11 protein-coding genes are annotated in these 14,139 nt (G+C 73.6%); 6 read left to right on the forward strand and 5 right to left on the reverse strand.

The genetic code is table 11. The annotated features are described in order from the left end of the window. Nucleotides 1-241: 241 nt before the first annotated feature. A complete protein-coding gene (locus ACWGKI_RS03870; RefSeq protein ID WP_452184832.1) occupies nucleotides 242-1,201 on the reverse strand; it encodes a diguanylate cyclase domain-containing protein in 960 nt (319 codons plus the stop codon). Nucleotides 1,202-1,393: 192 nt separating this feature from the next. On the opposite strand from ACWGKI_RS03870, the gene ACWGKI_RS03875 reads away from it, so the two are divergent. The 3 genes from ACWGKI_RS03875 to ACWGKI_RS03885 all read left to right on the forward strand — a co-directional run bounded on the left by ACWGKI_RS03875 (nucleotide 1,394) and on the right by ACWGKI_RS03885 (nucleotide 6,544). Further along, a complete protein-coding gene (locus ACWGKI_RS03875) occupies nucleotides 1,394-4,765 on the forward strand; it encodes a DUF5979 domain-containing protein (RefSeq protein WP_452184834.1) in 3,372 nt (1,123 codons plus the stop codon). 70 nt (nucleotides 4,766-4,835) lie between these two features. Continuing rightward, entirely contained in the window at nucleotides 4,836-5,738 is a 903-nt protein-coding gene (locus tag ACWGKI_RS03880; RefSeq protein ID WP_452184836.1) for a GNAT family N-acetyltransferase, read from the forward strand. Continuing rightward, complete coding sequence (locus tag ACWGKI_RS03885; protein ID WP_452184838.1) at nucleotides 5,735-6,544, forward strand: alpha/beta hydrolase fold domain-containing protein; 810 nt, start codon at nucleotides 5,735-5,737, stop codon at nucleotides 6,542-6,544. Before ACWGKI_RS03880 ends, ACWGKI_RS03885 begins: the two co-directional genes overlap by 4 nt. 33 nt (nucleotides 6,545-6,577) lie before the next feature. On the opposite strand, the gene ACWGKI_RS03890 is transcribed toward ACWGKI_RS03885, so the two are convergent. Continuing rightward, nucleotides 6,578-9,259 carry a pectate lyase family protein gene (locus tag ACWGKI_RS03890; RefSeq protein ID WP_452184840.1) on the reverse strand — a complete coding sequence of 894 codons (2,682 nt, stop codon included), beginning with the start codon at nucleotides 9,257-9,259 and terminating at the stop codon, nucleotides 6,578-6,580. Between the two features lie 243 nt (nucleotides 9,260-9,502). Then, nucleotides 9,503-10,375 carry a DUF3800 domain-containing protein gene (locus tag ACWGKI_RS03895; RefSeq protein WP_452184842.1) on the reverse strand — a complete coding sequence of 291 codons (873 nt, stop codon included), beginning with the start codon at nucleotides 10,373-10,375 and terminating at the stop codon, nucleotides 9,503-9,505. 213 nt (nucleotides 10,376-10,588) lie between these two features. On the opposite strand from ACWGKI_RS03895, the gene ACWGKI_RS03900 reads away from it, so the two are divergent. Next, complete coding sequence (locus ACWGKI_RS03900) at nucleotides 10,589-11,167, forward strand: dihydrofolate reductase family protein (protein ID WP_380240746.1); 579 nt, start codon at nucleotides 10,589-10,591, stop codon at nucleotides 11,165-11,167. A gap of 40 nt (nucleotides 11,168-11,207) precedes the next feature. Here ACWGKI_RS03900 and ACWGKI_RS03905 read toward each other — a convergent pair whose 3' ends face one another. Next, nucleotides 11,208-11,813 carry a TetR/AcrR family transcriptional regulator gene (locus ACWGKI_RS03905; RefSeq protein ID WP_452184845.1) on the reverse strand — a complete coding sequence of 202 codons (606 nt, stop codon included), beginning with the start codon at nucleotides 11,811-11,813 and terminating at the stop codon, nucleotides 11,208-11,210. 138 nt (nucleotides 11,814-11,951) lie between these two features. Between ACWGKI_RS03905 and ACWGKI_RS03910 the strand changes: the two genes are divergently transcribed. Both ACWGKI_RS03910 and ACWGKI_RS03915 read left to right on the forward strand, forming a co-directional pair. Further along, nucleotides 11,952-12,701 (forward strand): SDR family oxidoreductase, encoded by a 750-nt coding sequence (locus ACWGKI_RS03910; RefSeq protein WP_380240742.1) that lies wholly within the window; start codon nucleotides 11,952-11,954, stop codon nucleotides 12,699-12,701. Nucleotides 12,702-12,746: 45 nt separating this feature from the next. Beyond that, entirely contained in the window at nucleotides 12,747-13,649 is a 903-nt protein-coding gene (locus ACWGKI_RS03915; protein WP_452184847.1) for an NADP-dependent oxidoreductase, read from the forward strand. A 110-nt stretch (nucleotides 13,650-13,759) separates the two neighbouring features. Here the strand turns inward: ACWGKI_RS03915 and ACWGKI_RS03920 are convergent, their stop codons facing one another. Beyond that, on the reverse strand, nucleotides 13,760-14,125 hold the full coding sequence (locus tag ACWGKI_RS03920; RefSeq protein WP_380240738.1) for an MmcQ/YjbR family DNA-binding protein: 366 nt from the start codon (nucleotides 14,123-14,125) through the stop codon (nucleotides 13,760-13,762). Nucleotides 14,126-14,139: the final 14 nt, after the last annotated feature.

A 14,139-nucleotide genomic window follows, 5' to 3' on the forward strand; every position in this document is an offset into this window, starting at 1 on the left:
GTCGGCACATGAGAAAGGAGGTGATCGAAGCAGTGAAGACTCTTCGGACCCATGAGGTGGTCGCGCGCTAGTCGCGTGCGCCCTTGAGCGTTTCGCGCTGTCCCCCTGACGACCGGTCGTCAGGCAGGACGGCGCACGGGACGGGTAGCGAGTTCCTCGCGACCACCGGAGCCCGCGGGTGCCGTGCCCTCGTCCAGCACGGCAGGAGGTTCGACCTCCAGCCCGCGGGCTTTTCCCTGCCTCAGACCAGGACGGCCGCGCGCCGCTCCCGCAGGAGGCGCCGCTCCGCCCGGGCGACGAGCTCGTCCGCGTCCGCCGCACCGGCCACCGACCAGGCGGCGGCCGAGTGCAGCGCGGGCCACACGACGGCGTCCCACCCTCCCGACGGGTCGGCGAGCTGCGCCAGCACGTGCCGCCGCAACGCCTCGGCGGACGCCGCGGCACGGAGGTCGTCCATCGCCGGCAGGGTCGCGAGCACGGCGAACCCGTCGCCGTCCACGCGTCCGGCCTCGCACCCGGCGGGCAACGCGGCGCGCAGCCGTGCCGCCAGCTCGACGAGCAGCGCGTCGCCGTCGTCCTGCCCTCGCTCGGCGTTGAGCCCGCCGAGCCCGCGCACATCGAGGAGCACGAGCACGACGCGGGTCGCGCCGCCGCGCACGAGCTCGCAGCGCCGGGAGAGTGCGTACCAGGTGGCGGCTCGCCCGGGCAGGCGGGTGAGCGGGTCGTGCGTGGAGCGGTCGGCCAGCTCGGCGACGACCGCGCGCATGACGTCGGCCGTGCTCGCGGCGCCCCACGCCGTCGGGCCGGGCACCAGGACGTCGTCGTAGCGCCGCACCGCCGTCCGGGACATCGCCAGCCCCGCGACGTCCGCGACCGGCGTCCCCGGCCCGACGACGAGGGGGGACCAGTCCGCCACCGCCCCCGTGGGCCGCCGCTCCAGGACCGCCCGGCCGTACCCGAGGCGCCCGGTGAGCGCCGCCGTCAGCCCGGCGCGCGTGACGATCCCCGTGCGGGTCGTGTCGGCGTCGTCCTGCACCGCGACGGAGCCCACCTCGGGCCGCCGGAACATCACCTCGAGCTCCCCGACCGGCAACGTGGAGCCGACCACGAGCACCGGCCGCGCCAGGTCCGCGATCGCCCCGGCGCGCGTGGCTCCGCGCGGGGCGACGTGGCGCGCCAGGCGGGCGATCTCATCATGCACAGCGGAAGTATGGTCGCGCCCGCGGCCCTCGTCAGGGGGTCGCGGGTGATGTTCGCCGAGCGTTCGCCCGTCGTTCAGCCGCCGGTGCGACACCCTCCCGAACGTGGGAGCGCGACCACCGGGCGGCCCGGGCCGCGCGTCCCTAGAGTGTCGCGAGGCGGACAGGACGGCGCTCACCGGGGGTAGCGGTACATGCACAGATCGGGCTCGACCAGCGGACGCAGGACGACGAGCGGACTGCTGGCCGCGGCACTCGCGCTCGGCGGGCTGGTGGGTCTCGGCGCCCAGGCCGCGACGGCGCCGGCGGCGGCAGCCGCCGCCGAGGGCGACGTCAACCCGTTCTCGTCCGCCGGCGGGTTCACCGTCTACGCGCAGCGCGACGCGCGAGTGGGCAACCAGGAGCTGGAGGGGTCGCTCGCGGCAGGGCGGGACCTCACCGTGACGCAGGCGGCCCAGTGGGCGGTCATCCACGTCGCCGCCGGGACGGCGGACTACACGATCCCCACCGTGGACGGCGACCCGACGCGCCTCCTCGTCGGACGCTACGACCCGGACACCTCGGAGAACGTCGGCCAGGTGAACATCACCAGCCGTGGTGCGACCACCCCCGAGAACGTCGGGGCGCTGAAGATGGTGGACCGCGACCTCGGTCCGTTCGGCACCGAGGCACGCGGCGAGGGCTGGGTGCGGGTGGCCCTGCCCGGGTCGAGCCCGCCGCTGATCGACGCGACGGCGCAGTCCTACCCGGCCGACGCCCAGCCGCCCACGAGCGACAACACGTCGATCTTCACCGAGCAGACGGGCGACACCCAGGACGTCGTCGCCGGTTACGTGCAGGCGGCGCAGGACGCGACCCTGGCGGACACCGCGCAGTGCCTCGCGACCGTCACCGCGCCGGACGGGCAGGAGGCGAACCACCTGACCGTCGCGGAGGACGACGGCGAGCGCAAGGTGCTCTCCCCGCTCTCCGCCGACCGGCCCAACGTGGTCGCCTACGAGGACGTCGCGGGCGCCGACCTGCTGCAGTTCTCCCCGGGCAGCCCCGTGCCCGGCCGGCAGAACCCGCTGATCATCCGGGTCCCTGCCGGCACCACCGACGTGCACGGCCTGCGGATCGACCCGCAGGGCCAGTACTCGCCGTACATCCTGTGGGACCTGTCCGCCGTGACCGGGGACGTGACCGTGGGCCACACGGGAGAACGGATCGACGGATCGATCTACGCGCCGTTCGCCGACGTCACCGTGGACGCCGCCCCGCTCGACGGCCAGGTGATCGGTCGTGACGTCACCCTGCTGGGCGGGGAGGTGCACTCGTTCCTGTTCGCGGGCACCGTCCCGTGCGGGGCGCCGAGCGGCACCTTCGAGGTCTCCAAGGCGCTGGAGGGTGTCACGGCGGGCGACCTGCCCGACGGCACCACGTTCCCCGTCGACTGGACCGCGACCTCTCCGGACGGCGACGTCCTCGGCTCCGGGACCCTCGTGCTTCCCGCCGACGGCACCGCGGTGCGGCCCCAGGACGTGGACGACACCCTGAGCACCTTCCCCGTGGGCACGGTCGTCACGTTCGACGAGCAGCAGCCCGGGGACGTCCCCGGCTGGGAGTGGACGGGGGCGGCGGTGTCGCCGTCCTCGCTCACCGTCACGGCCGACGGCGACGGTGTCGTCTCCGCGACGCTCACGAACACGGCGGAGCGTACGACCGGCACGTTCGAGATCACCAAGACGGTCACCACGGGCACGGACGACGCGGTGCCGGTGCCGGAGGGCACCACGGTCACGGTCGGGTGGTCCGCCACCGACCCGGACGGCAGCACCAGCAGCGGCACGATCGACCTCGTCGCCGGCGCCGACGGGACGTTCGCCCCCACCCGTCCCGTCGACGACGCGGGCGACCCGGTGACGTTCCCCGTCGGCACGGAGGTGCGGCTGAGCGAGACGAACCGCGGCGACCCGCCGGACGGCTTCTTCTGGGGTGGGGTGTCGCTGAGCCCGGGGCAGAGCATCGTCATCGACCGGGACGACCAGGTGGTGGGCGTCGACCTCACGAACCTCGTGAGCGACACCGAGGCCGAGACCGCGTTCAGCATGGTGAAGGTGCTCGACGTGGACGGTCCGGTGGACCCCGACCTCCAGTTCTCGGTCCTGTACACCTTCGACCCGCCGGGTGGTACACGCCAGGCGCGCCAGCGCGAGATCGCGGTCGGTGACCCGGTGACCGTCACGTCGCTGCTGGACGGGGACCCGATCCCTGCGGGGTCGACGGTGTGGGTGCGCGAGGCGCCGCCGACCTTCGACGACGGCGTCGAGTGGGAGACACCGGTCCTGTCCGTGGACGGGACACCGCTCACCGACCCGGACGAGGACGGCTTCTACCCGCTCGAGCTCGTCGACGGGGAGACGGTCGCGCTCGAGGTGACGAACGTCGGGCACGTCCCCACGGGCACGTTCGCGCTCGCCAAGACGCTCGACGGGCCCGCCGCGGAGGACGTCCCGACCGGCCTGGAGTTCACGGTCGGCTGGACCGCGACCTACGTCGACGGCACGACCACCAGCGGCTCCACCACGCTCGCCCCGGACGGCCGGCCCGTCGCCCCCACGGACGCCGAGGGCGACCCGCTCGACTTCCCGGTCGGCACCACCGTGACGTTCGACGAGGCGGACCTGCCCGACGTGCCCGGCTGGGACTGGGGCACGCCGACGATCTCGCCGGCCGAGATCACGGTGGGCGACGGCGGGACGACGCGGGTGACGGTCACCAACGAGGCGACGGTGGAGCACGGCACCTTCGAGGTGAGCAAGGACCTGCTCGGCGCCGACCGCGGCGACGTGGACGCGGACGCCTTCGACGTCGCCTGGACGGCGACGCTGCCCGACGGCAGCAGCGTGGACGGCGTCCTCCGGGCGCCGACCGACGGCAGCCCTGCCGGACCGGGCCGCGACTTCCCGGTCGGCACCACCGTGCACGTCACGGAGCGGCCGCCCTCCGACGCCGTCCTCCCGGACGGCTGGACGTGGGCGGTCGCGACGTGGTCGCCCGGCAGCAGCATCACCGTCGACGAGGGGACGGGTACCGCGCAGCTCGCCGTGACCAACACCGCGGTCCCGACCACGACGCTGCGGGTGGAGAAGGTCGTCACCGGCGCGGACGTGCCGGACGGCACCCGGTTCCCGGTCGAGTACCGCGTGGACGACGGGCCCGTGCAGCGGGGCGACCTGGTGCTCGGCGACCCGTTCGTGGCCGACGACGTCCCCCTCGGCACCACCGTGACGCTCCGCGAGGCCGACCCGCCGGGCGTGGACGGGGTCGCGTGGCGCGCGGAGGGCTGGCAGATCGACGGGCAGCCGCTCGAGCCCGACGACGACGGCTGGGTGGTGATCCACGCGGACGACGAGCGGCTCAACACCCTCACGCTGACGAACACGGCCGCGCCGGTCGTCACGACCCCCGACCAGCCCGAGCTGCCGGAGACCGGCTTCGGGGGCGGACCGCTCTCCCTGCTCGCCGCCGGGCTGGTGCTCCTGGGCGTCGTCGTCCGCCGGCTGGCCGCCGTCGTCCGCGCCTGACACCGGACAACCGTCGCCTCCGGCGACGAATACGGGTGACGGGTGCGCGGCCCGCCGCTAGCGTGCGCGCATGGACGAACGGACCCCCGCGTGGGAGCTCACCGAGGACCCGCAGGCCTTCCTCGACGCCGTCGCCGGCGTGCTGGCCGCCGACCCGGTGCGCGCGACGATCGTCGCGTCCACGGCGGACCGGCTGGCCGCCCGCGCCGCGCGGGGCGAGGCGGCACCCGAGCACCCGCACTGGTTCGCGATCGCCCGGGCCGCGGACGGAGAGGTCGTCGGAGCCGCGATGCGCACGGCCGCCACGCCGCCGCACCAGGCGCACCTCATGGCGATGGAGCCGGACCTGGCCACGTCGCTGGCCGACCTGCTCCTGGCCCGCGGCGAGATGGTCCCTGCCGCGAACGGTGCCCAGGTGCCGGTCCACGCCTTCCTCGAGCGGATGCGCGCGCGTGCCGGCGGCGACCTGGTCCTCGCGCGCCCGACCCGCCTGTTCGAGCTCGGCACGCTGGTCCCGCCCGCGCGGACGCCTCCCGGCGGGCCACGGCCGGTGAGCGCGGCCGAGGTCGACGTCGTGCACGGCTGGTTCGGCGACTTCGGCGCCGCCGCCGACGAGCAGGCCGGACGTGCGCCCGGCACGACCGACGCTCGACCGACGCGCGACACGGTGGAACGCCGGGTGACCGACCAGAGGCTGTGGTGGTGGGAGGCCGACGGCGCACCCGTCTCGCTCGTGGGTGTCGTCGGCCCGTCCCTCGGTGTGGCCCGTCTCGGCCCGGTCTTCACCCCGGCGGCGCACCGCGGGCGCGGGTACGCAGGCGCGCTGGTCACGCACGTGTCGGCCCTCCTGCGCGACCGCGGGGACCGCGTCTGCCTGTTCACCGACCTGGAGAACCCGGTGTCGAACGCCCTGTACCAGCGGCTCGGCTACGAGCCGGTGGTCGACATGGGCGAGCTGCGGATCGCGTCGTGAGCGAGAGGCCGGGCACCGTCCCCGACGTCGCGGCGCTGCGCCGCGGCGCCCGCGAGCGCGCCCTGGCCCGACCTCCGCGCGCCTTCGCGGGTGTCGTCGAGGACCTCGCGCCCGCCGGGAGGGCGTGGCGCCGGTACACGCCCGACCGGTGGGCCCTGGGCGCGGCGGCCGTGTTCCTGCACGGCGGGTACGGGCTGTTCGGCGACCTCGACCTCCAGGACGGCTGGTGCCGGCGGGCTGCCGAGACGCTCGGCGTCGTCGTCGTGTCGGTGGACTACCGCCTGGCGCCCGAGGCGCGGCTGGACGACGCCGTGGAGGACGCGGTGGCGGCCGTCGAGGTGCTCGCGGACGAGGGCTTCGACCGGCTGTACCTGGACGGCGACTCGGCGGGCGGTGCCGTCGCGACGCTCGCCGCACTGCGCAGCCGGCGTCCGCTCGCCGGTCTGCTGCTCACCAACCCGAACCTGGACCTGTCGCTCGCGACGTACGACGACGCGCTGCCGGGCGGCCCTGGCCGGGAGCTGTCGACGTACGCGATGCGGGCGTGGACCGGCGTCGAACCTGCCGCCGCGCCGCGGCTCCACCGGTCCGCGCGGGGGCTGCCGCCGACGGTGGTCGCGGTGGGCACGCTGGACTCGCTGCTGCCGGAGGCACGGGACCTGGCCGCGGCCTGTCGACGCGAGGGCGTGCCCTGTCGCCTGGTCGAGCTGACCGGCGCGGAGCACGGGTTCGTGGGCTCGGAGCGGGCGGGCGAGGTGCTCGCCGCGGCCGCGGACTTCTTCGGCCTCGGCGAGCACCTGCCCTGACCTGCTCCCGTCCCGCACGCAGGGCGGTCCGGGTCAACCGAAGGTCACCTCCAGCGTGCCGTCCGCGGCGAACGACCAGTCCAGCGCGCCGGCGTAGGCCCCGCAGCCGCCGCTGCCGTTCCAGGCGTTGGTGCCGTCGTCGGTGCCGGACAGCTTGTCGTCCGAGCCGCCGCCGCAGGAGACGTTCCCGCTGAAGAGGTGAGAGCCCTCGTCGAACGCGAAGTTGCGCTCCTCGTTGCCGACGCCCACGTTGTCGGTCACGGTGATCGACCCCGGGTTGCTGTTGTAGGTGAACCCGTGGTGCCCGTTGTCGTACGCGATCGAGTCCCTGATCACGTGGTCCACCGGGATGTCGGAGCCGCCCAGCTTGAAGCCGTTGCGGTCGCCGCTGCCGGCCTGCGAGCCGTCGGACAGCGTCCCGTTCTCGTACGACAGCGAGTGCTCGATCGTCACGACGCCGATCGGGCCGGTGTCGGTCTTGGCGTACAGGTCCCAGCCGTCGTCGATGTTGTGGTGGGACACGCAGTCGCGGAACACGTTCCCCTCGCCCACGGTCAGCTTGGCCGCGAACCCGTCCGCGTCCTCGCCGTCGGAGTCCACGTTGTCGTGCGACTCCGAGCTGAGCACCAGGTTGTCCGCCGGCCACTCCGCCTTCGGCGCGCCCGCGACGAGCCGGGCGATCTGCAACCCGGTGTCCGCGTTGCCGCGGGTCACGACCCGCTCGATCACGTTGTCGTCGCCGCCGAGCAGGATGCCGTTGTCGCCCGCGTTCTGCACGGTGATGCCGTACACGTGCCAGAAGTTGCCGCCGATGGCGAGGCCACGGTTCGACGGGTCCTCCGCCTGGGCGGAGAAGTCGAGCACCGGCGTCTCGCCCGGGTAGGCGGCGAGGACCGTGCGTGCCGCCGAGGTGCCGTCGTCGCCCGGCTCGATCGTCAGGGTCTGGGCCAGGTCGTAGCGGCCGCCGCGCAGGAAGATCTGCCCGCCGGGCTCGACGGCGTCGATCGCCGCGGCGACCGTCGTCGGGTCCGCCTCGGTGCCGGCGGCGGAGGCCGAGCCGTCCGGGGCGGCGTAGATCGCACCGCTCGCGGGGGTCGGGCCACCGGTCGGCGGGTCTGTCGGGTCCGTGGGATCGGTCGGGTCCGTGGGATCGGTCGGGTCCGTGGGATCGGTCGGGTCGGTCGGGTCGGTCGAGCCCCGGCCGGCGTAGGTCTCGAGCTCCGCCACCTTCGGTGTGCCGGAGGCGCCGGTGATCTCGAGGTCGAGCTTGCTGAGCGTGGTGGTCGGCAGCGCGACGGCTCCCGCCCGGGTCCCGGTGGCCAGCACGGCCCCGGTGTCGTGGTCGACGATGCGGAACCCGGTGATGGTGCCGGCGGAACCTGCCGCCTCGACCACGTTCACCTGCGACACGCTCTGCGCGGTGGCCCACTTGACGGACACGCGGCCCGTCGTGCCGGAGGGTGACCAGTAGGTGGCCGGGTCACCGTCGACGACGTTCCCGTAGCTGGTGCCCGAGGCCTTGCTCGACCCGTCGGCCCCCGCGCCGAGGCTGAGGTTGGTGCCGCTCGGCGGGTCGGTCGGGTCGGTCGTCGGGTCGTCGGTGGGCTCGGGGGTGGGCCCGGGGGTGGGCTCGGGGGTGGGCTCCTCGGTCGGGTCCGGCGTCTGTGCCTCGCACGACCCGTCGGAGACCTGGAGGCCCTTGTCGGCGCCGGCCGTCGCGTCGACGACGTCGGGTACGCAGCTCGCGTCGTCGAGCGTGTACGCGTAGGGCACGGACACCGTCGTCGTCGACGTCGGGTTCGGACCCGCCGGGTGGGTGTCTTCGCCGGGAGCCGACCAGGTCACGTTGTCGAAGGTGTTCCCGGAGACCTGCCAGTAGCCGGGCAGGTCGGTGTAGAACGTGCCGAGCACGTCCTTCGAGTCCTCGAAGTAGTTGTTGTCGACCTTGGCCTTGCCGCCGGCACGGGCGTTGATGCCTGACTCGTGGATGTCCACGTAGTGGTTGTTGTAGATGTGTGCCGTCGCCCCGCGCAGCAGGGGGAGGCGCGAGTCGATGTTCTCGTAGAGGTTGTGGTGGTAGGTGACGGGCCCGTTCTCGAGGTCGCTGTCGCTCGACCCGACGAGTCCGCCGCGCCCCGAGCCGCGCAGGATGCTGTAGGAGAGCGTGACGTACCTCGTGTCGGCCTTCATGTCGAAGAGGCCGTCGTAGCCCTCGGACTCGCCGCCGGACGCCTCCAGCGTCACGTGGTCCACCCACACGTTCGACACGCCGGACTCCATGCCGATCGCGTCGCCGCCGTTGGACGTGGGGGAGCCCGACTTCTTGACGTTCCGGACGGTGACGTTCTGGATGATGACGTTGCTGGACTCGCGCAGGTGGATGCCGAGCTGGTCGAACGTGGCCCCGGACCCGACACCCACGAGCGTGACGTTGCTGATCTGCTTCAGCTCGATGACGCCGTCCGCGGTGTTGCAGCTGTCCCCCGAGACCTTGCTGGTGTTGGCGTGGTTGATCGTGCCCTCGACCTGGATCGTGATCGGGGTGTCGTCGGCGGCGCGCCGGCACAGCGCCTCGTGGATCTGGGTACCGGTCGTGGCCTTCACGACGGCGCCACCGGCACCGCCGGTCGTACCGCCGTTCTGGGTGGCGAACCCGGTCACGCCGCCTGTCGCGGCCTGGGCGCCGGGGAGCGTCAGGGCAGTCACTCCGATCACGGCGGCCAGGGATGTCGTCACCCCCGCCGCGAGGAGTCGTCGCGCAGCATGTCGGTTCATCGTCGTTGCCTCACCTTCGTCGTCGAACGCGGGACTTTCACCGGGTGCACGGGGTGCGCCAGCCAGCGCGCACCCGCCCTTCCCGACCGTCGTTGGTCATGGGAAAGGTACAGCAACCGGTTTCCGACATTAGAGACCGGTTTCTCACTGCGCAACCCCATGCCGCGTCCATCGCCGTGAGAGTCAGCGCCGGGGCGCCCCGGCTGCCTGGAGGGCGTCGCGCCGGGCCAGCCCGGCCAGCAGGTCGGCGACCTGGACGCGCGGGTCGCGGCGCGAGTCCACCTGCCGCACGCCGAGGAGCGGCGGCGGGGCGGGAGCGACCGCCGCGGCGAGGGCGGCCGCCAGGAGGGTGGTGCGCTGCGGGGTGAGCGCGCTCTGCTCGTCGTGCACGACGGCGACCGACCGGCGGCCGTCGCTCCATCGCAACGCCGTCGCGGCCAGCGCGGGGACGAGCGGTTCCAGCGGGGGCGGCACCGCGGGGTCGCCGTCCAGCAGGCGCTCCAGGACCGTGACGACACCGGCGCGGGTGAGGCCCGCGAGCTCCGGCACGTCCGCCGGGACGACGGCGAGGAACCGGTCGACCGCGCCGCCGTCCACGCGCCGCCGGTGCTTGAGCCGTGTCATCGCGACGAACGCGGCGAGCACGTCGGTGCGCTCCCGCAGCACGTCGACCGACACCCCGTGGTCGCGGCCGAGGGGAGTGCCGTCGAGGTACGACGGCGTCCCGGTCAGGAGGTCCAGCACCCGCGCGGCGAGGTGGCCGCGCTTGTCCACGACGTGCACCGTGGACCGTCCGTCCAGCGCGTCGCGGAACCACGCCACCGCTTCCGGCTGCCCGGGCCGCAGCAGCAGGTGTGCCTTGTGCTCCGCCGCCCCGCGGTGGTGGAACCGCGTCCGCAGCGTGCCCAGCAGCTCCGCCGCGTCCGCCTCGCCGAGGTCCACCGCCGCGTGCACGATCACCGGCGACGCCGGGTCCAGCAGGTTCGTGCCGGAGAACCCCGACTCGTCGCACGCGACCTCGACGACCTGCGCGGTCTCGCCGGTGGGCACGGTCATGGGGTCATCGTGGGCCGGACACCACCGAGCGCACCAGCGGATACCTTCCCCACCACGACCCGCGCCTCGCCTGCCCTGGTCGAAGGACCGAACCGGTGCGGTGACCCTAGTCTTGGGGCGTCGTCGCAGGTGCCGGGCTTGCGACCCCCCCTGACCAGCCGGCGACGGGTCCGGTGCTCTCCCACGACTCGTCGGACCGCGAAGGAGACATGCATGCGCAAGCTCGTGTACTACGTGGCCACGACTCTCGACGGCTACATCGCCGGCCCCGACGGCGGCGACCCCAGCGGCGCGGAGTTCTTCCCGATCACACCGGACGTCGTCCAGTTCATCGTCGAGCACTTTCCCGAGACCCTCCCCGGCCCGGCCCGCCAGGCGATGGGCATCGACGCGCCCGGGCGGGCGTTCGACACCGTCCTCGAAGGCCGGGCCTCGTACGAGGTCGGGCTCGCCGCCGGGATGACCGACGCGTACCCCCACCTGCGCCACCTCGTCTTCTCCAGCACGTTGGAGAGCCGTGATCCTGCCGTCGAGATCGTCCGTGACAACGCCCTGGACCGGGTGCGCGCGCTCAAGGCCGAGGACGGCCTGGACCTGTGGCTGGTGGGTGGCGGCAAGCTCGCGCACGCGCTGCTGCCGGAGATCGACCGGCTCGTCCTCAAGCAGAACAGGTCGGTGATCGGGTCGGGCATCCCGCTCTTCGACGGCCCGTTCCAGCCGCACCTCTTCCAGCCGGCCGAGCAGGTCACGCTCTCCTCGGGCGTGCAGGTCCTCACCTACGACCGCGCCTGACCCGTCCGGGTCACAGAAGGTCCCGCCCGCATCCAGGTCCTCACGCGTGCTTGATCGCACGCAGCGCGATGTCGGCGGAGGCGCGCAGGCTGGCGCGGTCCACGCCGGCCGCCGCATGGACCGCGTGCCCCTCGCTCACGGCCATGACGAACCGCGCCAGGTCGGTGGCGTCGGTCCCGACGGGCAGGTCGCCCTCGACGACGGCGCGGGCGAACCGCTCAGCCATCGCTCGTTCGCCGCGCAGGCGGCTCTGCGCCAGAAACGCTGCGGCCCGTCCGCCGTCGCCGCCCGCGGCCAGGCCTCCCTGGACCGAGAGGCAGCCGGACGGGCGGTCGGGGCGGGTGAGCGCCTCGACGTTGGCGTGCAGGAAGGCGCGGGCGACCTCGTAGGCGGTGGGCTCCTGGAGCGCCTGACGGGCGTAGGCCATGTCGACCTCGGCATAGCGGCTCACCGCGCGGTGGAAGAGCTCCTCCTTGCTGCCGAACGCCGCGTACATGCTGGGCCGGTTGATCCCCATCGCGGCCGTGAGCTGTGCCAGCGACGCGCCCTCGTAGCCGTGCCGCCAGAACACCTCGATCGCGCGATCGAGCGCCTCGTCGACGTCGAACTCGCGGGGCCTGCCCCGCCTGCCGTCTGCGTCGGTCACCGCATCCCCTCCCGCGTTCTGTACCGCACCGTACAGAGATCCGCCGTCCTCGGAATACCGGGACCCGCACGCGACTTATGTACCGCGCGATACATAAATAGCCCCGGCCTGACGCCGGGGCAGAGCGAGGGAGAAGTCGTGGGAGAGTTCGACGGCAAGACGGTGCTGGTCACGGGAGCGACCTCGGGCATCGGTTTGGCCACCGCGCAGCGGTTCGCGCGCGAGGGTGCCCACGTCTTCCTCACGGGCCGCCGCCAGACGGCCCTGGACGAGGCGGTCGCCTCGATCGGGGACGGCGCGACCGGCGTACGGGGCGACGTCGCCGACCTGGCGGACCTCGACCGGCTCGTGGCCGCGATCGAGGAGCGGGGGGCAGGTCTGGACGTCGTGTTCGCCAACGCCGGCGGCGGAGGGTTCGCCTCGCTGGAGGAGATCTCCTGGCAGCACTATGCCGACATCTTCAACGGGAACGTCGGCGGGACGCTGTTCACCGTGCAGAAGACGCTGCCCCTGCTCAACCCCGGGGCGTCCGTCGTGATCACCAGCTCCAACATCGACGTCAAGGGCAGCCCGAGCTTCAGCGTGTACGCCGCGAGCAAGGCCGCCCTCCGGTCGTTCGCGCGCAGCTGGGCAGCCGAGCTGGTCGGCCGCGGGATCCGCGTCAACACGGTGGCGCCCGGCCCGATCAGGACGCCCGGCCTGAGCGGGCTCGCGCCCGACGCCGCGGCGTCGGAGCAGCTGCTCGCGGGCCTGGCCAGCGGCGTGCCGGCCGGACGCCTGGGGACGCCCGACGAGGTCGCCGACGCGGTGCTCTTCCTGGCATCGCCGCGCAGCTCCTACATCACGGGCACAGAGCTGTACGTCGACGGAGGCGCCAGCCAGGTCTGACCGGACCGCCCCACACTTCTCACCACCAACGAATGGAGGCTCGTGATGACTCACGCTGTTGCCCTGACCAGTTTCGGCTCTCCCGAGGTGCTGCGCCCGGCAGATGTCCTCGTGCCCGCTCCAGGCCCAGGCCAGATCCGGGTGGCCCTGCGCCTCGCCGGCGTCGGCCCGACCGACCTGGCGCTGCGGTCGGGGAGGCTCAAGGCCTTCGGCGCCCACGAGGGCACCGTGCTCGGTTTCGAGGGCGCGGGCACCGTCGAGTCCGTCGGGTCCGGCGTGGACGACGTCGGACCAGGAGACGAGGTGGCGGTCTTCCTCCCCGGCCTCGGCGGCTACGCAGCGCTCGCCGTCGCCGACTTCTGGGTCCGCAAGCCCGCCACCGTCTCCTGGGAGGACGCCGCGGCGCTCCCCGCGTCCGGCGAGGCCGCCGTCAGGGTGCTCGACCTGGTCTCCGTCGGCGAGGGCGACACCCTGCTGGTGCTCGGCGCGGCGGGTTCGGTCGGCACCATCGTGACGCAACTCGCCATTGCCCGGGGCGCCACCGTGATCGCCGCCGTACGACCGGCGGACTTCGCCACCGTGGAGGGCTGGGGTGCGGTCCCCGTCTCCTACGGCCCGAACCTCGTGGCGGACGTCCGCGCCCGTGCACCGCACGTCGACGCGGTGGTCGACGCCGCGACCCGTTCCGAGCTCCGCGATGCGATCGCTCTGGCCGGCGGCCCCGAGCGGGTCGTCACCCTGAGCAACGCGAGCGGGCCCGCTCTCGGCGTGCCGCTGTCCGGGCCGAGGCCGGAGGGCATCGTCGGCGCGCTGTCGGAAGCGATGAGCCGCCTCGCCGACGGGAGCCTGGCGCTCCGGGCGCGCACCGTGGTCCCGCTCGACGCGGCGGCCGACGCGCACCGACGGCTCGAGGCGGGCGAGCGCTCGAAGTTCCTGCTCGCTCCCTGACGCTCGACCCGGCGCCACGACCGGATGAGATGCGGAAGGCTCCGGTCTCTCGACAGTCCACCGTCCGGTCCCGGCCGGCGAGGGAGATCGCGATGGCGTGGCGCCGTCGGTCAGCCGTCGTGCGGGCCGGCGGGATGGGCGAGGTCGTAGGCACGGGAGAGCTTGCGTGGGACGACCATCCGCCAAGCATCGACGACGAGCTCGCGCGCCTCGGTCGGGTCCAGGGCCGCGAGGTCGGCGTGGACCCAGTTGAAGCGGAGGTCCGACTCCGCGGGGAGCTGGAAGGTGCGGGGGTCCCCTCCGACCAGCGCTGCCCGTTCTTCCTTCGGGAAGGCGAAACCCATCACTGTCTCGTCCAGGGAGAAGGCCACGTAGACCATCTGACCGACGCGGAACTTCAGCCGCCCCCGCACGTAGACCTCGGAGGAACGCTCGAGCTGTGTGCCCAGCGCTCGAACGTCGTCGACGGCCGCCATGGTTCAGTTCCCTT

The sequence above is a fragment of the Isoptericola sp. NPDC055881 genome (assembly GCF_053615895.1).

Coding starts and splice junctions, on each gene's coding strand:
- ACWGKI_RS03875 (WP_452184834.1), top strand. CDS start 1,394: ATGCACAGATCGGGCTCGACCAGCGGACGCAGGACGACGAGCGGACTG.
- ACWGKI_RS03880 (WP_452184836.1), top strand. CDS start 4,836: ATGGACGAACGGACCCCCGCGTGGGAGCTCACCGAGGACCCGCAGGCC.
- ACWGKI_RS03895 (WP_452184842.1), bottom strand. CDS start 10,375: ATGACCGTGCCCACCGGCGAGACCGCGCAGGTCGTCGAGGTCGCGTGC.
- ACWGKI_RS03900 (WP_380240746.1), top strand. CDS start 10,589: ATGCGCAAGCTCGTGTACTACGTGGCCACGACTCTCGACGGCTACATC.
- ACWGKI_RS03915 (WP_452184847.1), top strand. CDS start 12,747: ATGACTCACGCTGTTGCCCTGACCAGTTTCGGCTCTCCCGAGGTGCTG.
- ACWGKI_RS03920 (WP_380240738.1), bottom strand. CDS start 14,125: ATGGCGGCCGTCGACGACGTTCGAGCGCTGGGCACACAGCTCGAGCGT.